Raw genomic sequence first — 20,216 nt, forward strand, 5'->3', positions numbered from 1 at the left:
TTATATTTACTTGACGAATTCTTCGCTAATGAATAAAATGAATATCGTGATATTCCAAAATGGAATGTCATGCATTGTGAACTGGAGGATTCTATGGAGATCAAAAGCCTGCGATACTTCCTTGCCGTCGCAAGGGAAGAGAATATGACAAAGGCTGCGGACATGCTTCATGTCACACAGCCTACGCTTTCAAAAACATTAAAATCACTCGAAGATGAACTGGGAAAGAAGTTGTTCACACGTCACAGCTTTAGCATATCCCTGACGGATGAGGGGATGCTTCTTCGCGACCGTGCGGAAGATCTCATCGCCATGGCCGACCGTATAGAACAGGAATTCATCACCCTTGACGATATCACCGGCGGGGATATCTATTTTGGACTGGCAGAAAGCTTTCAGATACGGCATCTTGCAAAAGAAATCCACAAGTTAAAGAACCGATATCCCGGTTTTACCTACCATATCACCAGTGGAGATACCGAGCAGGTGACGGAAAAACTTGATAAAGGCCTGCTTGATTTTGCGGTATTATGTGAAAAGCCAAACTCTGTAAAATACGATTACTTGAAATTTCCGGAAGCCGATGTCTGGGGAGCTGTCATGCCTGCTGATCACCCTCTCGCCAAGAAGAAGTCCGTTAGAGTAAAGGATCTTATCGGTAGGCCATTATTCTGCTCTGAACAAAGCTGGAACAACGAAATTCTTCAATGGGCAAAGGATAGTTTTGACAAGCTTCATCTTGAGGGCTCTTTCCGTCTGTCCTATAACGGTTCCATGTTTGCAAAGGAAGGGCTTGGGATCCTGCTAACCTTTGAGCATCTGATCGACTGCTCCAAAGAGAGCGGGCTTGTTTTTCGTCCCCTTTCACCTAAACAGACATCCGAGTTGTATCTGATTTGGAATAAATATCCTTCTTTTACTCCCATAGCTGAAAAATTCCTTACACAGATCAAAACATCGTTCCATAAACCGTAGCAAAATTCTCTTCCCGTTCTATCTTCCGGTTTTATGCAGATACAAAATGTTCATTGTACTCATACATTTAACTGAAAGTTAAAGCTTAATCTTCATTGTACTGTAAAGATTGTGTTTTTCTCAAACATGCCTATAGCAAATGCTAATTTGAAATAAAATTGCATGTTTTCATAGGCTTCAAAGCTTGTTCTCTGCAGAAATTCGTCTATGGATATCTCCTCAACATAGCCATAAGGATTTGCTATAGTTATCTTGTTATTAGGTATATCCATCCCTACGAGCAAGGAGTAATGAAGAGTCCACACATCACCATACTTAGCTGCCCACTCAAATGGCACAGGTACTCCTCTTGCCAGATTTTCATAAGCTGCATCTATCAATTCCGTGTTTGACATGTATTTATGGATGGACGTAGTGTACTCCGGAAAGCGCTTGTTCATTTCTTCGCAGAACTTATCTCCTGTTGAGGTTATAACCTTACCATATTCATTGTACAGCTCCTCTTCTGTCAGATTTCCCCCATTCCATGCAGAAAACATCTCAATACAGGCATAACCACAGGAAACATCCTGAGTTATTACTTCTACTCCATCAACATAAACCGGAGCACTATATTTATCATCTATATATATAGATGAATAATCAGTAAGGATTCTTTCTGTCTGAATCTGTAACTTTATCAATAGTCCCGCCAGCACAATAATAATCAGTGCTATAAAAATGAGAATAACGCGAATTGCCTTTTTCAAATGATGCCTCCTCTGTCGCGTATAATACTGAAAGTTAATCTATTCAAAAATACTTAAATTTTTTCTTTGTAGCAACTGTTTATAATTATACCTATATCTACCTACTCATTAAATATATCTGTGAGAAAAATGAAATGGAAAGTTATGACATATGAGCTCTATCCACACTGTCATCTCCCTCACTCCAATAATAGGCCAATACTCCTAAAGGCTTCTGAAATGCTCTCGTCATCATTACTTCCGATCACACACGAGAATTCCTTCTTCAATTCCTCCGGAGCATTTCCCATCAGAAAAGGGAATCCTACAGATCGTAGCATTTCTGCATCATTAAAATGATCACCAAAAGCAACCGCTTTCTCCGGCGGAATGTTCATATACGAGCATACTCGCCTGACTCCGTCGGCCTTTGTAATACCCTTTCCCATGATCTCAAGAAGAACATCTGAGGATTTAACTATCGACAGCTTTGGAAATCTCTTTTTCAATTCATTTTCTATACCACATATTGCTTCAGGCTCACATATGCAAAGGAGCTTTCCTATGATTGCATCTTTTGGAAGAAGCTCAATGCCGCCCTCTGTTGCACAGACCTCAACGATTTCCTCTTCTGCGCGGACCAGTCGGTCATTCCTGTCATTTACAATCCACAATTCTTCTGAATAGATATTCCATGTACAGTCAATCTTCTCCGCCTCTATATAAGAAATAATATCCCTCGCTTCATTGGCATCAAATCCCTCCGAGTACATTATCTTATCGTTTTCATCAATGATAAGCGCCCCACTATAACAGATCATCGGGCAGGTAAACCCGTATCTTTTAAAAATCGGCCGTACTCCGGATGGTCCTCTTGCTGTCGCAATGACAAAAGGGATATTGGCTTTCTTTAGGGCAAATATTGCATCAAGTGTGCCCTTAAGCATTCTATGTTCACTGTTTAGAATTGTTCCGTCTATATCTGAAAAAACTATTTTGAAATCCATTGATGTCTCTTAACATTTCTTTCTAAAATGAAGTTGTATCGCCGGGTATGAACCAAACATGGGCTCAAAAGCATATCCTGCATTCATTAATGCAGCTCCGCTAAAGACCTGTCCGATTACATCTGCTTTCTCTCCCACATTATTTTCCGGAACCTTCTCACAGGATGAGATACAGTTATCGACCTCATACATTGCTTCAGGATCAAGATTTCTCATGCGAATGTATATAACTTCCGGATTGGCTCTCACATCGGTGACCACCAGATTAAGAAGCGCCTCGGACTTATCCTCTGACACAAATCCCCAGGATGTGTAGTACTCTTCGTCAAGTTCATCTGACAGGCGAAGGTACATTCCCCTCTGTATCAGATCATAATATCTGTTAAAAACGTCTATCTGCCGGCGGATCATTGCCTTCTCGTCTGCACTGAGTGTCCTCGGATCAAGCTCATAGCCAAAGGTTCCCGCCATCGCAACAATTGCTCTTGTCATAAGCGGTACTTCGCGGCCGGTCTGGTGGTTGGGCGAAGCTGACACGTGACTTCCGATCGTACTCACCGGATAACCGTAGGTTGTGCCCTTTTGTATTTTCAGACGATTGATCGCCTCAGTGTTGTCAGAGCACCATATCTGAGGTGAGTAGAACAGGATTCCGGCATCAAACCTTCCGCCGCCACCCGAACATCCCTCAATCATCACATCAGGGAAACTCTCCCTTAATCTCTCCATCAGCCTGTATGAACCGAGAACAAACCTGTGGGCAACTTCTCCCTGCCTGTCTGCGGAGAGCCCTCTGGAAAAGACATTTGACAGTGATCTGTTGAAGTCCCACTTGATATAGGATATCTTAGCACTCCTAAACACCGTTGATATACTCTCATACAAATATTCTATAACCTCAGGCCTTGACATATCAAGCACCAACTGATCTCTTGCCATCACCGGCTTTCTGCCGGGATCAGTGAGCGCCCAGTCGGGATGTGCCCTGTAAAGATCAGAATCCTCATTGACCATCTCCGGCTCAAACCACAGGCCAAATTTCATGCCAAGGCTCTCTACATGATCAGCAATGGCATCCATGCCCTTCTTTAGCTTATCCCTGTTAACTACCCAGTCTCCAAGTCCCGCGTGATCATCATACCTTGCTCCAAACCAGCCGTCATCAAGGACCAGCATCTCACAGCCCGCTTCTTTGGCACTGTCGGCTATATCCATTATCTTGTCATCATCAAAATCAAAGTAGGTACCCTCCCAGTTATTCATAAGGACCGGGCGCTTGATATCGCGAAACTCCTTAGGGCATACATTTTCACGGATGATCCTGTGGAAGCGTAAGCTAAGCTCTGAGAGCCCATTATCTGTAAATGCCAGCATTACCTCAGGCGTCACAAACTCTTCCCCTTCGCAGAGTTTCCACAAAAAGTGATCATCCGAGATTCCACTCACAACGCGGATTGTTCCGGCCTGATCTTTTTCCACTTCCTCGGCGTGCTCTCCCGAGTACATCAACATAATTCCATAGCTCTCACCCTGCCACTCGTCCGTATTCCTGTCACAGAGGATCACAAAAGGATTGTTGTGGTGACTGCTGGTTCCCCTCTTCGAACTTATCCTGTGAATCTCATGTCCGACCCTGCACCTCTCAGGCTGTCTTTCAAAAGCATGGCGACCGTGAAAATGAATAAGGTCAAGATCCTTTCCCATTAGGTCCAGACAGGCAGATGCTGCTTTATTTAAAAAGATATCTGCGTCAGACTCATTTCTTATGACAGAATATCTTGAAATAATATCTTTCTCCTCAAATACCTGGTATGACAATACAACAAGAACCTTTGCCACCTTATCTTCAAGATATATCTTCAGAGTGTCAACCTTATCTTTCTCCGCATGTCCTCGCCGGTAAGGGGATACTGAAGATAGGGGATAAGACACATAATATCCGTGAAAATCAGATTTTTTTATACCTCCCGGCATTTCTGCGTACTATGAAGCTGACAAAGATACACCCTGGAGCTACAGATGGCTTCACATATGAGGGACGGTGTTTCTTGCACTCCTTAAGGAAATTGGTCTTGGAGAAAACAGTCCGGTCCTTGATGTTTCATCGCCAAATAGCAGGGATGATATTTTTGGCGCATCAATCAATGAGATATTTGAAAACTATGAAAGGGAATACTATTGCATCGCAAAGATTTATGAAATGATGGATTTCCTGAGAAAAGAACATAGCCATATCGACGAAGCATCAGCAGAAAGCCAGCAGCTAAAATATATGCGAACCGTGATCAAATATATACAGCTGAAATTTTCAGAACAGATTACCATGGAAAATATCGCAGGTATCTGCGGTCTTAACAGAAGTTATCTTTCTCGCCTTTTTCATGATGCCACAGGTTATACAATAAAAGGATATCTGCAGACTTATCGCATGCAGACAGCCCAGAAGATGCTGAGGGAATCAGATCTCTCCATAAGTTATATAGGTAACGCTGTTGGTTACGTTGATATCTTTACCTTTTCCAAGGCATTTAAAAAGCACACAGGTTGCTCTCCCAGTAGCTACAGAGAAAATGGTTCCGCTGCATTAGCCAACTAGTCTGTAAGTTGTGCATTTTCTTCTTTCCAGCACTTGTCCCAATACTGCCTATCCCCCAACAGTGTTTTATGCTTTTTATGTCTTTTATCCGCCATGTATCGCATTCACAATCTCAATTTAAGCAAAGAATCAGTATTCATTTGAATCCACTTACAGTTCTTTTGACAGTAATATAAAGCCTTCATCTGCAGCAGGCTTTCATCACTCGCAATGCGTGTTTTTATATGTAATCAAAAAGGGTGTCCACACTTGAACTCCCTTTTCCACATTCCTTATTCCATATAGCTTTCCTCCAGAATTCTCAGTCCTTCCTTATAATCCTGTCCCAAAACTTCCTGTGTCTTTTGGAAGTCATACTTCTCATGTAGTCTGTCATGAACCTTTAAGAACTCTTTCTTTCCGTATTTCCTTATATATAATGCCTGAGCCTTTGCTGCATTTGCTCCGTCATTTGATGGAATATAGAATCCTTTATTGCATTTTTCGAGCTCATCACACTCATAACATCCGTCCAAATCTTTTTCCTTACAGCATTTAACATTCGGACATATTCTGTCCTCAGCACAGGTAGCAAAAGAGCAGACATTGTACTTCGTTCTGCAGGATCCGCACCACTCTGAAAGGAAACAGTGATTACAGGAAAAGCCACAATAAGCAACAGGATCAACACCCTTTCGTACTATCTTGCAGAGTTTATTCTTGATGCGGCGCATGGCTTCGATATGCATGATCCAGTGACGACTAAATGGCATCTGAATCAGTCCTTTTATATCCTTTCCGCACCAGTAATCAATCAGCCAAAAGGCATTCTCATTCTCACTGACACATTTACTCTGGATAAGTTTTTCCTTTACATCGCCGCCGAATTTTTGCTTTAAATCCTTGTATGTCAGATTTCCAAGAATCTGATCCGTAGACTCCTTTACAGCTTTTACATACAGATATAGTTCTTTAATATTCAGTTTTTCTGATAATTCTGCAATCTCGTTTCCCTGAAGTTCATTACCCGTAGTAATAATAGGTGCGCCAATGCGATTATGAAAGTCATTTGTAAAAAGGATTTGACTATCCCCTGCTATCATCTCATGGGCAACTATATCTTCAATCCTGAAAATATGCCAGATAGAATAGGCAAGGGTTTTACTGTGATATCCATCTGCACCCACAAAAGGCATTTTGGCAAAGGCCTCATCCGGGTATCCACTCACAATCTGAGTAATCTGCTCAAACATTTCCTCGCGGAAAGCCAAAAGCTTCTTTATAGCATCTTTAAAGGTTGCTTCCTTCGTCAGCAATTTCTGTATTTCTTTATTGTTTTCTGACCATGATTTGTCCATAATCTATCTTCTCTCATCGGTTAATCCAGCATTATTATTCCATTGTTCTTTCTTACATTTTAATAAAGTCATATTAAAATAGGCAAGCCTTATCCTTAATCTTTAAGCCCAAAAGTGGACCACTAACCCTGTCCCCAGGGACCATTACGGTACAAAATTTTCTGCGGTTCACCACAACTGAATACAATTATAGATAAAAGAAAAACCCCAGAAACACTGAGTTTCTGAGGTTTGTAAATTCTTTTTGAATCTCGAAAGATTATCTCTTTGAGAACTGAGGAGCACGACGAGCCTTTTTGAGACCGTACTTCTTTCTCTCCTTCATTCTAGGATCACGTGTAAGGTATCCAGCCTTCTTAAGTGCAGGTCTGTACTCTTCTGCATCAGCCTGAAGAAGTGCTCTTGAGATACCGTGACGGATTGCACCAGCCTGACCTGTTGTGCCGCCACCGCGAACTGTTACGTTAACATCGAACTTGTCAAGTGTCTCTGTAAGAACGAGAGGCTGACGAACAATAACCTTGAGAGTCTCAAGTCCAAGATACTCATCGATGTTTCTCTTGTTGATAGTGATATTTCCCTTACCGGGTGTAAGATAAACTCTGGCGATAGACTTCTTTCTTCTACCTGTGCCATAGAAACTTGCTGCTTTAGCCATTTTCAAATTCTCCTTTCAGATTAGAATGTAAGTACTTCAGGCTTCTGAGCTGCGTGCTCGTGCTCAGGACCTGCATATACATGAAGCTTTGTGTACATCTGTCTGCCAAGAGAACCCTTGGGAAGCATTCCCTTTACAGCATGCTCGATAACACGCTCCGGGTGTGTCTCCATCATCTGACGAAGAGTGAACTCCTTGTGGTGTCCAACGTAATCAGTGTGGTGCCAGTACATCTTCTGGTCCATCTTCTTACCTGTAACCTTGATCTTATCAGCATTGATAACGATTACATAATCACCTGTATCAATGTTAGGTGTATAAATCGGCTTGTTCTTTCCTCTAAGTACGTTAGCTACGTTAGAAGCAAGACGACCGAGTGTCATATCAGTTGCGTCTACAACATACCATTTCTTCTCAACAGTAGAAGCAGTAGGCATATATGTCTTCATATTTATTACCTCCATAACCAGTTAATAAGTAAAAACTCTGGTGCGAAGGACCCTTCACCTGATCCATCCGCTATATGATATATGATGCACGCCTCATTACTTACCGGGATAATTCAGCGATTATCGTCACACAGTCATATATTATATGCTCATTTTGTCGAATTTGTCAATACGAAACCATCTGGAAATTCATATTTTACCAAAAAAAGTCCCTGTGGCGGTGCCGTAGGTCCTGCCTTGGTTCTGTCGCAGGCTTCTATAATATCCTTTACCGCTTCGGGAGCTATTTTCCCTCTGCCAACTTCCATGAGTGTACCGGCAATTATACGCACCATATTGTACAAGAATCCATTGCCGACAACTTTAATAGAAATTATATCACCATCTCTAACGACATCGACAGATTTAATTGTTCTCACATGAGTAAGGGCCTGAGATCCTGAAGCACAAAAGCTGGAAAAATCATGCTCACCTTCCATGTATTTTCCTGCATCATTCATCAGCTTTTCGTCTAAATCATAGCTGCAATACCAATAATACAGTCTTTTTGTGGGGATAGGTAGCTTAGTATTGAGTATTCTGTATTCGTAGGTCTTTTCAGATATGCATTTTCTAGGATGAAAATCGCCCGGAACCTCAAAGGATTCCATTATTCTTATATCGTCAGGAAGTTTACTGTTTAACGCCATATAAAAACTCTCTGCAGGGACTGTTGAAGCTGTATCAAAAACAACCACATTACCATAGGCATGTACCCCGGCATCAGTTCTACTGGCTCCAATAACCTCAGTTTTTTCTCCGGTCAGCTTCTCAATAGCTGTGTTGATGGTTCCTTCAATGGTATTGGCATTCTCAAGATATGCAAAGCCACTGTACGCACTGCCATCGTAAGCTACTTTGAGGAGTATCCTTCTTTTTACCGGCATTGCTTTCTCTATTTTATTTTCACTTCCTAAATGAGTATTTTCTTTTTCCATTTATCAGAACAGTATTTTCCCTAATAAAATGCAAAGTGCCATGTACAAAATAACTATAAGATAGGCTATAACGTCTCTCTTTTTATAGATAAGAGGCTTCATTTTGGTTCTGCCTTCGCCGCCGCGGTAACATCTGGCTTCCATAGCCATAGCAAGGTCATTTGCCCTTCTAAAAGCTGAAATAAAAAGCGGTACAAGAAGCGGAATAAGACTTTTTGCCCTGTTCATGATTGATCCGCTCTCAAAGTCGGCTCCTCTTGCTATCTGTGCCTTCATGATCTTGTCAGTCTCTTCAAGCAAAATTGGAATGAATCTGAGGGCAATCGCCATCATCATAGCAATCTCATGAACCGGAACATGCAGTCTTTTCAACGGATTCATAAGCTTTTCAAGTCCGTCAGTAAGCTGATTGGGCGTAGTAGTAAGCGTCATTATAGACGAACCTGTTATCAGAAAAACCAGTCTGATTCCCATCAGAATCGCTGTCCTAATACCTTCTCTTGTAATCTTCAGTACCCAGAATTCAAATATCGGCTCTCCCGGCGTCAAAAAAAGGTTAAAGACCATTGTTATTACCAGGAGCATATAAATAGCCTTCATGCCCTTAAAAATGAATTTTACAGGCACTCTGCTGAGTTTTATAGCCATTATAAGAAATGCTGCGGCAACAACATATCCTATGTAATTATCAATAATAAAAAGGGATATTATAAACAGTAACGTAGCCATTATCTTGACACGGGGGTCAAGTCTGTGGATACATGAATCAGTCTGATAATATTGCCCTAACGTGATGTCTCTTAGCATCTGGTTTCATTTCTCCAAATTCCAGGAATTTATGTATCTTATCGCAGCAAACTATCCGAATACTCTCATAATCTCATCAGCTGCTTCTTTTATGGTGGTAACATCTGTATTTACCGGAATCCCGGCCTTACTAAGCTCCTGCATGACATAGGTTACCTGCGGTGCTGCAAGACCTATTTTTTCAAGCTCCTCATAATATGCAAAAACCTTCTTGGGCTCATCATCAAGGAAAACCTCTCCCTTATTCATGACAATGATTCGCTCGACGTAATCAGCAACATCCTCCATACTGTGAGATACAAGTATTACCGTAATGCCCATAGTGTCATGAAGCTTCTTAATAAGTCCAAGTATTTCCTCTCGTCCCTTTGGATCAAGGCCCGCCGTAGGTTCATCAAGAATCAAAACGTCAGGCTTCATTGCCAGTACTCCTGCAATGGCTACACGTCTTTTCTGACCACCTGACAGGTCAAATGGCGACTGATAAAAATACTCATCCGGAAGTCCCACCTGTTTCAAAGCTTCATATGCTCTAAGCTCGACTTCTTTCTTGGAAAGCCCGAGATTCTTAGGTCCAAAGCAAACATCTGAAAAGCAGTCAACCTCGAAAAGCTGATGCTCCGGATACTGGAAAACAAGTCCTACTCTGGCGCGAAGCTTCTTTTTATCATAATCATCATCGCTTATATCCTTGCCATCAAAGAAAACTGATCCCGAGGTAGGCTTAACAAGTCCGTTCATGTGCTGAATCAGCGTAGATTTTCCTGAACCTGTATGGCCTATAAGCCCAATAAACTGACCGTCAGGTATCTGAAGGCAAACATCCTTCAGGGCTGTATGTGCCATGGCGGTATCAGCGTCATATATGTAATTTACATGATCAAGAATAATTGACATCTTATACTCTCTATTTAATAATTAAAGCCCTTTTAAAGGCGTCATTTGCTCATTTTTAATATCTAAGTCCTTTAATGGCATTTACAAGCTCATCCTTGCTTAAAATGCCATCAGGGATGTTCAGACCGCGTTTCTTAAGCTCATAAGCTAAAAGTGTGACCTGCGGAACACCAAGTCTAAGTTCTTTAAGTCTGTCCACCTGTGAAAATATCGCTCTTGGTGTACCCTGCATTTCAATATGTCCCTTATCCATTACAAAAACTCTGTCAGAATAGATTACTTCCTCCATGTAATGAGTGATAAGGATTATTGTTATGCCTTCAACCTGATTAAGTGCTCTTGCAGCCCTGATTACATCCTTTCGTCCATTTGGATCGAGCATGGCGGTAGGTTCATCAAGAATAATACATTTGGGGTGCATGGCTATAACACCGGCGATTGATACTCTCTGCTTCTGACCACCTGAAAGGTGATTAGGTGAGTGCTTCCTGAATTCATACATCCCTACTGTTTTAAGGCTCTCTTCTACCCTCTCCCAGATCTCAGCAGTGGGAATCCCCATATTTTCAGGTCCAAATCCCACATCCTCTTCAACTATCTGTCCGATTATCTGATTGTCAGGGTTCTGGAAAACCATTCCTGCTTCCTGCCTGATATCCCAGACATTATCTGCATCCATGGTATCCATTCCGTCAACCCAAACTGTTCCCTCTGTGGGTGATAAAAGCGCATTAAAATGCTTGGCAAGTGTCGATTTGCCTGAGCCATTATGGCCAAGTATTGAGATAAACTCACCGGGCTTAACCTCAAGGCTTGTATTATCAATGGCTGTGGTTATACCTTCAACGTTGCCTTCTTCATCTCGCCTTATATATTCAAATGTCAGATTTTCAGCTTTAAGCATGTTTTCTGAGCTCATTTTTCCTCTTTTACTGTAACTATGCCTTTTTGTCGTATATCCTATCCATTTTATTATATGAAGTTGCTAAAAACAAGCGCAACTAAGCTATCTCATGATATTTTTGAGTCATCAGTTCCTATATTAGCCGGATTACTTTTAATAATCATGAAAATGTTTTATTGGTAACAGAATTCTGCTACAATTACCATATGCTTAGAGATTATTTTAAACAACTAATTATCATAATAGTTCTGATTGCGGCTTGTGCCATAATCGCCAGAGTTATGAACGGAGGAGAGACTCTCGCGGAATATGCTGCAAAACATCCGGATAAAGCCTACAGCACACAAGCAGAAGAAGTTATCGACAATTAAGTCGAATAGTGCTTTCTATAGATGATTAAATCGAACAATGCTTTCTATCGACAATTAAATCGGCTAATACTTTTTTAGACGTAAAAAGACCTGGCAAAAAGCCAGGTCTTTTAAATTTAATAGTTATGAAACTTATACAAGCTCAAGAACAACCATCATAGCTGCATCGCCCTTACGCTGACCAATCTTAACGATTCTTGTGTAACCACCGTTACGACTAGCGTACTTAGGACCATACTCTGTGAAAAGCTTATCAACAAGGTCGATCTGCTTTGTGTTCTTCTTTCTTCCAGCCTTCTCAGCAGGAACCTCAGTTACAGGATAAAGAGTCTTGAGGATCTGTCTTCTAGCGTGCATACGTGAAGGCTTATCCTTTTTGATCTCCTTCTGAACAGTATCATAAACTGTTACCTTCTTACCATCCTTAACTTCCTTAACGCGCTTGCCGTCCTTATCCTTACGAGCAACCTTTGCCTCAACTGTTACAGTCTCGTAGTTGTCCATCTCTTTAGCTGCAAGAGCGATGATAGGCTCAACGATTTTCTTTACTTCCTTAGCTCTAGCCTCGGTTGTAACGATCTTGCCGTTGTAAAGAAGCTGTGTTACCTGGTTTCTAAGAAGTGCTCTTCTAGGCTTTGTTGCTTTGCCTAACTTTCTGTACATTGCCATAATTATTTACATCCTTTCTCAATCGCAGAGTTCCCTCTGCTGTGGTGCATACCAAAATACTCTTTGGATTTACTTTCGGTATGTTGTGTTTATACCTATGAGAATCCGCCTCAGTACACATCGGTTTTACCTTCAGCGAACACATATTAGTACAATATCTTAGTTCTGATCTTCACCTGTTCTAAGTGCAAGTCCGAGCTCATCAAGCTTAGCAAGCACTTCCTCAAGTGACTTACGTCCAAGGTTTCTAACCTTCATCATATCGTCAGAAGTCTTGTTTGTAAGCTCTTCAACGGTATTGATGCCGGCTCTCTTGAGGCAGTTGAAGGAACGAACGCTGAGCTCAAGCTCATCGATGCTCATCTCAAGAACCTTTTCCTTCTCATCATTGTCCTTCTCTACCATAACTTCTGCAGTCTTGGCATTCTCAGACAGATCGATGAAGAGGCTAAGATGCTCACTAAGGACCTTAGCTGCAAGGCTGACAGCCTCATCGGGGCCAAGTGTTCCGTTTGTGTGAACATCAAGTGTCAGCTTATCATAGTCAGTAACCTGACCTACACGTGTATTCTCAACGCTGACATTTACACGTTCTACAGGTGTGTAGATTGAATCTACAGCAATAACACCGATAGGAAGATCAGCAAGCTTGTTCTTGTCTGAACTTACATATCCTCTGCCCTTTGTGATTGTAAGCTCCATGTAGAGCTTAGCATCCTTACCGGACAGTGTAGCTATTACCTGATCAAGATTTGTGATCTCGATATCCTGATCTACCTGAATATCTGCAGCTGTTACAACGCCCTCTCCTGAGAACTCGATATAAGCTGTCTTGGGCTCATTTGTCTCAGAATTGTTGCGAATAGCAAGATTCTTGATATTCATTATGATTTCAGTAACATCTTCCTTTACGCCGGGAATAGAACTGAACTCATGCAGTACACCTTCGATTTTGACCTGACTTACTGCTGCTCCAGGCAATGAAGATAACATAATTCTTCTGAGTGAGTTTCCAAGTGTGATGCCGTAGCCTCTTTCAAGGGGCTCAACAACGAATCTGCCATACTTCTTATCCTCTGAAATCTCAGCAACTTCAATATTTGGTCTTTCAAAATCAAACACGGACATACCCTCCTTTTGGTTTTATTATGTGTCCTAAAATTACTTAGAATACAACTCGACGATCAACATTTCGTCAACGGGAACGTCGATTACATCTCTTGAAGGGAATTCTTTAACTGTACCACTGAAATTATCCTTATTTACATCAAGCCACTCGGGTACAAGTCTGCCATTTGTGATCTCAGCGATATCCTTGAATCTCTGAGTGTTTCTAGCTGACTCTCTTACCTCGATAACATCACCAGCTTTGATGAGGTATGAAGGAATGTTTACAACCTTACCATTGATTGTGATGAACTTATGAAGAACAACCTGTCTAGCTTCTCTTCTTGTTCTTGCAAAGCCCATACGGAAAATTACATTATCAAGTCTGCGCTCAAGAAGAACCATGAGGTTTTCACCGGTCTGACCCTTCTGACGATCTGCCTTGTCGTAGTAGTTACGGAAAGGCTTCTCAAGAACGCCATAGATGAACTTAGCTTTCTGCTTCTCACGAAGCTGAAGACCATACTCGCTCATCTTCTTGTTTGCTCTGCTGTTTGTTCTCTTGGACTTCTTGTCATATCCAAGGAATGTGGGATCCAAATCAAGGGATCTGCATCTCTTAAGTACTGGAACTCTGTTTACTGCCATTATTGGCTCCTTTCTTTTTCAGGAAAATCCTGATGTTGTTTACAGCACTATAGACATGTGCCTTCTTCCAACGAGTTAAAGGTTAATAGTGTCTATATTTCATAGTCAGGCTATTGAATTATGAAATTCAAGCCTGACTGTGAACATCTGTAAAATAGGATTATACTCTGCGGCGCTTGGGCGGGCGGCATCCGTTATGAGGTACAGGAGTTACATCCGTAATACTGGTAACATTAAGACCACTTGCAGCAAGAGCTCTGATTGCAGCTTCTCTTCCTGATCCCGGTCCCTTTACAAAGACATCAACAGTCTTAAGGCCGTGAATAAGTGCAGCCTTTGTTGCTGTCTCTGCAGCCATCTGTGCAGCATAAGGAGTAGATTTCCTTGAACCTTTAAATCCAAGACCGCCAGCACTTGCCCAGCTAAGAGCATTACCTGCAGCATCTGTCAATGTAACGATTGTGTTATTGAAAGATGACTGAATGTGTGCCTGTCCGTGTTCAACGTTCTTCTTGACACGCTTCTTACCTTTAGAAGCACTTGATTTCTGATTTGCCATTTTAAACTAACCTACTTTCTTCCTATTGAATATTCTTTAGTTACTATATAATAAGAAAAATTACTTCTTCTTATTAGCGATTGTTCTCTTGGGACCTTTTCTTGTTCTAGCGTTGGTCTTTGTTCTCTGACCACGAACAGGAAGTCCTCTTCTGTGACGGATTCCTCTGTAGCATCCGATCTCTGAAAGACGCTTGATGTTCATAGCGATTTCTCTTCTAAGATCACCTTCTACTTCATAATCCTTACCGATAATCTCTGCGATTCTCTTTACTTCATCATCTGTAAGATCACGAACACGTGTGTCCGGGTTTACTTTTGCAACCTCAAGAATTTTGTTTGAGCTTGTTCTTCCAATTCCATAGATGTATGTAAGACCAATCTCAACTCGCTTATCTCTAGGTAAATCAACACCTGCAATACGAGCCATTTTAATTTTCCTCCATTAAATAAAAAGATTTGTTTTTGCGGAAATACTTTATTTCCGTATTAATGTTACTTGTTTGATTGGGGCGAATGATCAGCCCAATCGGACAGAAGTTAATCCGATCTTTCCAATACACATTGGTATCAAAAAGTAATGTCAAATGACTCGAATCAGCCCTGTCTCTGTTTGTGCTTAGGGTTTTCGCAAATTACACGAATAACGCCTTTTCTCTTAATAACCTTGCACTTTTCGCACATAGGCTTAACAGAAGACCTAACTTTCATTTGTAACTCCTTTCTGGTATATATATGCGAATAAAAGGGCATACTTATACCCTTAAAAACGGCCGCATTCAATCATAACATATATAGAGTCCATTTACAAGTACTAATTTATAAGGTTATTACTTATCTCTCCAAATAATTCTTCCCTTTGAAAGATCATAAGGTGAAAGCTCCATTGTTACCTTATCACCGGGGAGAATACGGATAAAATTCTGTCTGAGCTTTCCACTGATGTGTGCAAGAACAACATGTCCGTTCTCAAGCTCAACCTTAAACATAGTATTAGGAAGTTTCTCAACTACCTTTCCTTCAATTTCAATTACATCTGCTTTAGACATTTTTACCTCACTTTTAAAATCTTCTATTACTTTTGCATGTTCATTAAATCATTGTTAATATCTCGGGCTCTCCATCAGGAGTAATGGCAATGGTATTTTCATAATGAGCTGCTATGGATCCATCCATAGTAACTACCGTCCATTCATCATCGAGAAAAGCAATCTTACGTTTCCCCATAGTAATCATGGGTTCAACGCATAATGTCATTCCGGGCTGCAGGACAAGGCCTCGTCTTAATTTCCAGAAATTTGGAACATAAGGCTCTTCATGAAGCTCTTTTCCTATTCCGTGTCCTGTCAATTCTCGAACTATACCATATCCGTAAGGCTTGATATATCTGTGAATTGCCCGTGATATATCATAAAGTCTTCCGCCTGCCTTAGCATACTTTATTCCTTCAAAAAAGCTTTGCTTTGTCACTTCTATGAGCTTTTCAGCTTCTTCGGATATCTTTCCTACTCCCCATGTTCTGGCAGCGTCTGAATGATATCCTTTATATATAAGCCCTGTATCAAAAGTGACAACATCGCCTTCTTTAAGGATTGTCTCAGCTTTGGGTATTCCATGAACCACTTCATCATTTACAGAAATACAAACTGATGCCGGGTATCCCTCATAATCTTTACAATTCGGGATACCTCCGAGTCTGCGAATCGCTTCCTCTCCAATAGCATCAAGTTCAAGTGTTGAAATCCCGGGTCTGAGTGCTTCATGCAGTTCTTCATGAACCTGCGCCAGTAAATGTCCTGACTCTCTCATGAGGTTCAATTCTTCTTGTGACTTAATCGTAACCGGCATTCCTATTACCTCAGATTGAATTAACCAAGAATACCTGTTATTTCACTGAATACATCCTGCATATCCTTTGTTCCGTCTACTGACTTTAAGATACCCTTCTCATTGTAGTAGTCGATCAAAGGCTGTGTCTGCTCGTGGTAAACGCTGAGACGATTCTGCACTGTTTCAGGCTTATCATCATCTCTCTGAACAAGCTCGCTGCCACAAACATCACAGATTCCTTCCTGCTTCGGAGGAATATGTTCAATATGATATGTAGCACCACACTTAAGGCATGCTCTTCTTCCAGACATTCTGCGAACGATATTCTCATCCGGAACATCTACGTTTATAGCAAAATCTACCTTATCGCCAAGCTTTGTAAGCTCTTTATCAAGAACATCAGCCTGAGGAATTGTACGCGGGAAACCATCAAGAACATAACCATTCTTGCAATCCTCCTGAGCTACTCTGTCAAGAAGGATCTCAACAGTGAGTTCATCGGGAACAAGCTGTCCCTTATCCATATATTCCTTAGCCTTTTTACCAAGCTCTGTTCCGTTTTTGATGTTTGCTCTGAAAATGTCTCCAGTAGAAACATGCGGAACCTTATACTTTTCTGCTATCATTTTTGCCTGTGTGCCTTTTCCTGCACCAGGTGCCCCTAACATGATAATCTTCATTACCAATTCTCCCTTCTCATATTTAGGTCTGGATTTTTAATAAAAGTACAACAAGAGGTTCAAAGATAAGCAGTAGCAAATCCCTAAACCTCTCATGTTTTTAATCGTCTAAAAAGCCTTTATAATTACGTACCAACATCTGTGATTCAATCTGCTTCACCGTTTCAAGAATAACACTTACAACAATGATAAGGCTCGTACCACCGAAGGATACGTTAGCTCCGAATACACCATTGAAGAATATCGGAAGAACACCAATAATGGTAAGTCCAATAGCTCCGATAAAGATGATGTAATTCAGAATGTTTGTTAAATAATCGCTAGTGGGCTTTCCGGGACGAATGCCGGGAATAAATCCACCCTGCTTTTTCATATTATCAGCAATCTCTAAAGGATTGAATGTTATTGATGTGTAGAAATATGCAAAGAATATTAAAAGCAATACATATACTACAAGTCCAATCGAATATTTAAGATTGGAAGGCTCACACCAATAGCTCTGATTAAGATACTTAAGTATCTCGCTCCATGCACCTGTTCCCTTGTATCCTACAAGCTGTGAAATGATTATAGGGAACTGGAACAGTGACATAGCAAAGATAATAGGCATAACACCTGCGGTATTAACCTTAAGAGGAATCTCTGAATGATTACCACCATAGGTTCTTCTGCCCTGTATCTTTTTAGCATACTGTACTGGGATTCTACGCTCTGCGCCGTTCAAAAGAACAACCAGAACAACCATTGCTACAATAATTGCAATAATAATGATTGCCGATACAACCCCTTTTGCAATGCTCTTGCCTGTTACAAACTGTGTAAACAAGCTACTTAAATCGGATGGCATTCTGGAAATAATGTTGATAGTAAGTACTATAGAAATACCATTACCAACACCATTATCCGTAATGCGCTCGCCAATCCACATAAGGAATGCACTGCCGGCTGTAAGCGCAGCAACAATCTCAACTACATAGAGAGGTGACTTCTCTACAAGGAAGCCACTTCTGTAGAAGCCAATTGCCATAGCAACTGACTCGATAAGTGCAAGCACTACAGTGATATATCTTGTAAGTGCTGCAAGCTTTTTTCTACCATCCTCTCCGTCACGCTGCCATTCCTCAAACTTAGGAATAGCAATTGTGAGAAGCTGGATGATAATGGATGATGTGATGTAAGGTGTAATATTGAGTGCCAGGATTGACATATTCTCAAATGAACCACCTGTAAATCGATCCATAAAACCAAAAGCATTATTTTCGGACAGCTCTTTGAACCAGTCCTGGAATACTGAAACATTCATTCCAGGTACCGGTATAGCTGAACCTAATCTGATCACCAACAACATAAAGAAGGTGAACAATAACTTCATTCTGATATCTTTGATTTTGAATGCATTCTTAATGGTCGTGAACATTAAATCACCTCTGCCGTTCCCCCAAGAGCTTCGATCTTCTCCTTAGCAGATGCACTATATGCATTTACCTTAACCGTAAGCTTTTTGGTAAATTCACCGTTTCCAAGTATCTTAACACCATCATACTCGTGTTTGATGATGCCCTTATCCTTAAGCGCCTGTACATCAACAACGCTATCGTTGTCAAAGCACTCAAGTGAACTTACATTTACAGCTACGATATGCTTAGAATTGATGTTCTTAAATCCTCTCTTAGGAAGACGACGGAACAGGGGCATCTGACCACCTTCAAATCCGGGTCTCGGAGCACCTGAACGAGCCTTCTGTCCTTTGTGTCCCTTACCAGCGGTCTTTCCATTTCCTGAACCATGACCGCGGCCTCTTCTGAAATTGTCACTCTGAACAGAACCCTCAGCAGGTCTCAAATTTGATAATTCCATGATTTTCCTCCTTAAATTAGTCCAGTTCTTCGACTTTAACAAGGTGTCTAATCTGCTGGATCTGACCTCTTGTTGCAGAGTTATCCGGCAGTTCAACACTGCTGTTAAGTTTCTTAAATCCCATTGATTTTACCGTAGCAACCTGCTTCGGAACAGCACCAATAGTGGACTTAACCAATGTGATTTTAAGCTTTTTTCCACTTTCATTTTTAGCTGCCATTGATTTTCTCCTTTACTAGATGTTGCTTACTACTTACGCGATAACTTCTTCTACAGACTTACCACGCTTCTGAGCAACTTCTTCGGGTGTCTTAAGGTTTGCAAGACCATTGATGGTTGCATAAACTACATTCTGCTTGTTGTTAGAACCAAGTGACTTTGTACGAATGTTCTTGATTCCAGCAAGCTCACATACAGAACGTGCAGGACCACCAGCGATGATACCAGTACCTTCAGGAGATCTCTTAAGCAGAACCTCTGCGGAACCGAACTTACCAACGAAATCATGTGTGATACTGTTGTTCTCATCAAGCGGTACACAGATGAGGTTCTTTGTAGCATCCTCCTTACCCTTACGAATAGCATCAGGTATTTCAGTTGACTTACCAAGACCTACACCAACGTGACCGTTTCCGTCACCAACTACAACGAGTGCTGTGAACTTCATGTTACGTCCACCCTTAACTACCTTTGTAACTCGCTTAATGGTAACGACTTTATCTGTTAATTCAAGCTGACTTGCATCAACGATTGTACGCTTCATTATCTTTCTCCCTTCCTTAGAATTCTAAGCCTGCTTTTCTAGCTGCATCAGCAAGCGCTGCTACTTTACCATGGTAGATGTAACCGCCTCTGTCGAAAACAACAGCTTTGATACCTTTTTCCATTGCTCTCTTAGCAACAACATCACCAATATATGCAGCTGCATCAACATTATCTGTAGCCTTCAGAGCTGACTTAATGTCCTTCTCAAGTGTGGAAGCAGAAACAAGTGTCTTACCGGCAACATCATCGATAACCTGAGCATACATATGATTATTACTTCTGAAAACTGCAAGACGCGGTCTTTCAGCAGTGCCGCTGAAACGATTGCGAATTCTCAGATGCTTCTTTTCGCGACTTTTCTGTCTGGATTCTTTACTAACCATTTTTTACTCTCCT

Annotated in this window: 28 protein-coding genes; 4 read left to right on the forward strand and 24 right to left on the reverse strand. The window is 41.2% G+C overall.

Translation table 11 applies throughout. From position 1 onward, the window contains the following. The first annotated feature begins 93 nt into the window (after window positions 1–93). On the forward strand, window positions 94–975 hold the full coding sequence (locus G610_RS0118025) for a LysR family transcriptional regulator (RefSeq protein WP_026525886.1): 882 nt from the start codon (window positions 94–96) through the stop codon (window positions 973–975). A gap of 92 nt (window positions 976–1,067) precedes the next feature. Here G610_RS0118025 and G610_RS0118030 read toward each other — a convergent pair whose 3' ends face one another. The 3 genes from G610_RS0118030 to G610_RS21610 form a co-directional block, all read right to left on the reverse strand. After that, entirely contained in the window at window positions 1,068–1,724 is a 657-nt protein-coding gene (locus G610_RS0118030; RefSeq protein WP_026525887.1) for a C39 family peptidase, read from the reverse strand. 179 nt (window positions 1,725–1,903) lie between these two features. Further along, the gene (locus tag G610_RS0118035) at window positions 1,904–2,710 is read right to left on the reverse strand and encodes a Cof-type HAD-IIB family hydrolase (protein WP_026525888.1); all 807 of its coding nucleotides are present in this window, start codon (window positions 2,708–2,710) and stop codon (window positions 1,904–1,906) included. Between the two features lie 9 nt (window positions 2,711–2,719). Further along, the gene (locus G610_RS21610; protein WP_051198116.1) at window positions 2,720–4,684 is read right to left on the reverse strand and encodes an alpha-galactosidase; all 1,965 of its coding nucleotides are present in this window, start codon (window positions 4,682–4,684) and stop codon (window positions 2,720–2,722) included. Between G610_RS21610 and G610_RS24050 the strand changes: the two genes are divergently transcribed. Next, the gene (locus G610_RS24050) at window positions 4,683–4,745 is read left to right on the forward strand and encodes a hypothetical protein (RefSeq protein ID WP_442855678.1); all 63 of its coding nucleotides are present in this window, start codon (window positions 4,683–4,685) and stop codon (window positions 4,743–4,745) included. The two genes, G610_RS21610 and G610_RS24050, sit on opposite strands and share 2 nt — an antisense overlap. A 6-nt stretch (window positions 4,746–4,751) precedes the next feature. Then, the gene (locus tag G610_RS0118045) at window positions 4,752–5,306 is read left to right on the forward strand and encodes a helix-turn-helix transcriptional regulator (protein WP_026525889.1); all 555 of its coding nucleotides are present in this window, start codon (window positions 4,752–4,754) and stop codon (window positions 5,304–5,306) included. Window positions 5,307–5,578: 272 nt separating this feature from the next. Here G610_RS0118045 and G610_RS22865 read toward each other — a convergent pair whose 3' ends face one another. The 7 genes from G610_RS22865 to G610_RS0118085 form a co-directional block, all read right to left on the reverse strand. After that, complete coding sequence (locus G610_RS22865; protein WP_081667610.1) at window positions 5,579–6,643, reverse strand: DUF3795 domain-containing protein; 1,065 nt, start codon at window positions 6,641–6,643, stop codon at window positions 5,579–5,581. A 259-nt stretch (window positions 6,644–6,902) separates the two neighbouring features. Next, complete coding sequence (gene rpsI / locus G610_RS0118060; protein WP_026496990.1) at window positions 6,903–7,301, reverse strand: 30S ribosomal protein S9; 399 nt, start codon at window positions 7,299–7,301, stop codon at window positions 6,903–6,905. Window positions 7,302–7,321: 20 nt separating this feature from the next. Further along, complete coding sequence (gene rplM / locus G610_RS0118065; protein WP_026496989.1) at window positions 7,322–7,750, reverse strand: 50S ribosomal protein L13; 429 nt, start codon at window positions 7,748–7,750, stop codon at window positions 7,322–7,324. Window positions 7,751–7,899: 149 nt separating this feature from the next. Further along, complete coding sequence (truA, locus tag G610_RS0118070; protein ID WP_026525890.1) at window positions 7,900–8,676, reverse strand: tRNA pseudouridine(38-40) synthase TruA; 777 nt, start codon at window positions 8,674–8,676, stop codon at window positions 7,900–7,902. Window positions 8,677–8,730: 54 nt separating this feature from the next. Beyond that, window positions 8,731–9,534: an energy-coupling factor transporter transmembrane component T family protein gene (locus tag G610_RS0118075; RefSeq protein ID WP_026525891.1), complete on the reverse strand. Its 804-nt coding sequence runs from the start codon at window positions 9,532–9,534 to the stop codon at window positions 8,731–8,733. Window positions 9,535–9,585: 51 nt separating this feature from the next. Then, complete coding sequence (locus G610_RS0118080) at window positions 9,586–10,431, reverse strand: energy-coupling factor transporter ATPase (RefSeq protein WP_026525892.1); 846 nt, start codon at window positions 10,429–10,431, stop codon at window positions 9,586–9,588. Between the two features lie 55 nt (window positions 10,432–10,486). Beyond that, window positions 10,487–11,350 (reverse strand): energy-coupling factor transporter ATPase, encoded by an 864-nt coding sequence (locus G610_RS0118085; RefSeq protein ID WP_026525893.1) that lies wholly within the window; start codon window positions 11,348–11,350, stop codon window positions 10,487–10,489. Between the two features lie 161 nt (window positions 11,351–11,511). Here G610_RS0118085 and G610_RS21620 point away from each other — a divergent pair, with 161 nt between their 5' ends. Beyond that, window positions 11,512–11,706, forward strand: coding sequence for a hypothetical protein (locus tag G610_RS21620; protein WP_035797967.1), 195 nt, complete (start codon window positions 11,512–11,514; stop codon window positions 11,704–11,706). 132 nt (window positions 11,707–11,838) lie between these two features. On the opposite strand, the gene G610_RS0118095 is transcribed toward G610_RS21620, so the two are convergent. The 14 genes from G610_RS0118095 to rplR all read right to left on the reverse strand — a co-directional run bounded on the left by G610_RS0118095 (window position 11,839) and on the right by rplR (window position 20,203). Next, complete coding sequence (locus G610_RS0118095) at window positions 11,839–12,375, reverse strand: bL17 family ribosomal protein (RefSeq protein WP_026496984.1); 537 nt, start codon at window positions 12,373–12,375, stop codon at window positions 11,839–11,841. A gap of 159 nt (window positions 12,376–12,534) precedes the next feature. Beyond that, window positions 12,535–13,497, reverse strand: coding sequence for a DNA-directed RNA polymerase subunit alpha (locus tag G610_RS0118100; RefSeq protein ID WP_026496983.1), 963 nt, complete (start codon window positions 13,495–13,497; stop codon window positions 12,535–12,537). Window positions 13,498–13,536: 39 nt separating this feature from the next. Continuing rightward, a complete protein-coding gene (rpsD, locus tag G610_RS0118105) occupies window positions 13,537–14,130 on the reverse strand; it encodes a 30S ribosomal protein S4 (RefSeq protein ID WP_026525894.1) in 594 nt (197 codons plus the stop codon). Window positions 14,131–14,290: 160 nt separating this feature from the next. Further along, complete coding sequence (rpsK, locus tag G610_RS0118110; protein ID WP_026525895.1) at window positions 14,291–14,689, reverse strand: 30S ribosomal protein S11; 399 nt, start codon at window positions 14,687–14,689, stop codon at window positions 14,291–14,293. 60 nt (window positions 14,690–14,749) lie between these two features. Continuing rightward, window positions 14,750–15,118: a 30S ribosomal protein S13 gene (gene rpsM / locus G610_RS0118115; RefSeq protein ID WP_026525896.1), complete on the reverse strand. Its 369-nt coding sequence runs from the start codon at window positions 15,116–15,118 to the stop codon at window positions 14,750–14,752. A gap of 167 nt (window positions 15,119–15,285) precedes the next feature. After that, complete coding sequence (gene rpmJ, locus G610_RS0118120) at window positions 15,286–15,399, reverse strand: 50S ribosomal protein L36 (RefSeq protein ID WP_022754357.1); 114 nt, start codon at window positions 15,397–15,399, stop codon at window positions 15,286–15,288. Between the two features lie 119 nt (window positions 15,400–15,518). Beyond that, window positions 15,519–15,737 carry a translation initiation factor IF-1 gene (infA, locus tag G610_RS0118125; protein ID WP_026496979.1) on the reverse strand — a complete coding sequence of 73 codons (219 nt, stop codon included), beginning with the start codon at window positions 15,735–15,737 and terminating at the stop codon, window positions 15,519–15,521. 43 nt (window positions 15,738–15,780) lie between these two features. Further along, window positions 15,781–16,536, reverse strand: coding sequence for a type I methionyl aminopeptidase (gene map, locus G610_RS0118130; RefSeq protein ID WP_026525897.1), 756 nt, complete (start codon window positions 16,534–16,536; stop codon window positions 15,781–15,783). 20 nt (window positions 16,537–16,556) lie between these two features. Continuing rightward, window positions 16,557–17,198 carry an adenylate kinase gene (locus G610_RS0118135; protein ID WP_026525898.1) on the reverse strand — a complete coding sequence of 214 codons (642 nt, stop codon included), beginning with the start codon at window positions 17,196–17,198 and terminating at the stop codon, window positions 16,557–16,559. A gap of 100 nt (window positions 17,199–17,298) precedes the next feature. Further along, window positions 17,299–18,615, reverse strand: a complete 1,317-nt coding sequence (gene secY, locus G610_RS0118140; RefSeq protein ID WP_026525899.1) for a preprotein translocase subunit SecY — start codon at window positions 18,613–18,615, stop codon at window positions 17,299–17,301. After that, entirely contained in the window at window positions 18,615–19,055 is a 441-nt protein-coding gene (gene rplO, locus G610_RS0118145) for a 50S ribosomal protein L15 (RefSeq protein WP_026496975.1), read from the reverse strand. Before rplO ends, secY begins: the two co-directional genes overlap by 1 nt. 16 nt (window positions 19,056–19,071) lie before the next feature. Beyond that, complete coding sequence (gene rpmD, locus G610_RS0118150; RefSeq protein ID WP_026496974.1) at window positions 19,072–19,275, reverse strand: 50S ribosomal protein L30; 204 nt, start codon at window positions 19,273–19,275, stop codon at window positions 19,072–19,074. 33 nt (window positions 19,276–19,308) lie between these two features. Beyond that, on the reverse strand, window positions 19,309–19,818 hold the full coding sequence (rpsE, locus tag G610_RS0118155) for a 30S ribosomal protein S5 (protein WP_026525900.1): 510 nt from the start codon (window positions 19,816–19,818) through the stop codon (window positions 19,309–19,311). A 16-nt stretch (window positions 19,819–19,834) separates the two neighbouring features. Continuing rightward, window positions 19,835–20,203 carry a 50S ribosomal protein L18 gene (gene rplR, locus G610_RS0118160; RefSeq protein ID WP_026496972.1) on the reverse strand — a complete coding sequence of 123 codons (369 nt, stop codon included), beginning with the start codon at window positions 20,201–20,203 and terminating at the stop codon, window positions 19,835–19,837. Between the last annotated feature and the right edge of the window lie 13 nt (window positions 20,204–20,216).

Source organism: Butyrivibrio sp. MB2005 (assembly GCF_000424285.1).
Lineage (GTDB): Bacteria > Bacillota > Clostridia > Lachnospirales > Lachnospiraceae > Butyrivibrio.

Coding starts and splice junctions, on each gene's coding strand:
- rplM (WP_026496989.1), bottom strand. CDS start 7,750: ATGAAGACATATATGCCTACTGCTTCTACTGTTGAGAAGAAATGGTAT.
- rplR (WP_026496972.1), bottom strand. CDS start 20,203: ATGGTTAGTAAAGAATCCAGACAGAAAAGTCGCGAAAAGAAGCATCTG.
- G610_RS0118035 (WP_026525888.1), bottom strand. CDS start 2,710: ATGGATTTCAAAATAGTTTTTTCAGATATAGACGGAACAATTCTAAAC.
- rpsE (WP_026525900.1), bottom strand. CDS start 19,818: ATGAAGCGTACAATCGTTGATGCAAGTCAGCTTGAATTAACAGATAAA.
- G610_RS0118080 (WP_026525892.1), bottom strand. CDS start 10,431: ATGTCAATTATTCTTGATCATGTAAATTACATATATGACGCTGATACC.
- G610_RS21610 (WP_051198116.1), bottom strand. CDS start 4,684: ATGCCGGGAGGTATAAAAAAATCTGATTTTCACGGATATTATGTGTCT.
- rplO (WP_026496975.1), bottom strand. CDS start 19,055: ATGGAATTATCAAATTTGAGACCTGCTGAGGGTTCTGTTCAGAGTGAC.
- G610_RS0118095 (WP_026496984.1), bottom strand. CDS start 12,375: ATGGCAATGTACAGAAAGTTAGGCAAAGCAACAAAGCCTAGAAGAGCA.
- secY (WP_026525899.1), bottom strand. CDS start 18,615: ATGTTCACGACCATTAAGAATGCATTCAAAATCAAAGATATCAGAATG.
- G610_RS0118135 (WP_026525898.1), bottom strand. CDS start 17,198: ATGAAGATTATCATGTTAGGGGCACCTGGTGCAGGAAAAGGCACACAG.
- rpsM (WP_026525896.1), bottom strand. CDS start 15,118: ATGGCTCGTATTGCAGGTGTTGATTTACCTAGAGATAAGCGAGTTGAG.
- G610_RS0118085 (WP_026525893.1), bottom strand. CDS start 11,350: ATGAGCTCAGAAAACATGCTTAAAGCTGAAAATCTGACATTTGAATAT.
- G610_RS0118075 (WP_026525891.1), bottom strand. CDS start 9,534: ATGCTAAGAGACATCACGTTAGGGCAATATTATCAGACTGATTCATGT.
- G610_RS0118025 (WP_026525886.1), top strand. CDS start 94: ATGGAGATCAAAAGCCTGCGATACTTCCTTGCCGTCGCAAGGGAAGAG.
- G610_RS22865 (WP_081667610.1), bottom strand. CDS start 6,643: ATGGACAAATCATGGTCAGAAAACAATAAAGAAATACAGAAATTGCTG.
- truA (WP_026525890.1), bottom strand. CDS start 8,676: ATGCCGGTAAAAAGAAGGATACTCCTCAAAGTAGCTTACGATGGCAGT.
- rpsD (WP_026525894.1), bottom strand. CDS start 14,130: ATGGCAGTAAACAGAGTTCCAGTACTTAAGAGATGCAGATCCCTTGAT.
- rpsI (WP_026496990.1), bottom strand. CDS start 7,301: ATGGCTAAAGCAGCAAGTTTCTATGGCACAGGTAGAAGAAAGAAGTCT.
- infA (WP_026496979.1), bottom strand. CDS start 15,737: ATGTCTAAAGCAGATGTAATTGAAATTGAAGGAAAGGTAGTTGAGAAA.
- rpmD (WP_026496974.1), bottom strand. CDS start 19,275: ATGGCAGCTAAAAATGAAAGTGGAAAAAAGCTTAAAATCACATTGGTT.
- map (WP_026525897.1), bottom strand. CDS start 16,536: ATGCCGGTTACGATTAAGTCACAAGAAGAATTGAACCTCATGAGAGAG.
- rpmJ (WP_022754357.1), bottom strand. CDS start 15,399: ATGAAAGTTAGGTCTTCTGTTAAGCCTATGTGCGAAAAGTGCAAGGTT.
- rpsK (WP_026525895.1), bottom strand. CDS start 14,689: ATGGCAAATCAGAAATCAAGTGCTTCTAAAGGTAAGAAGCGTGTCAAG.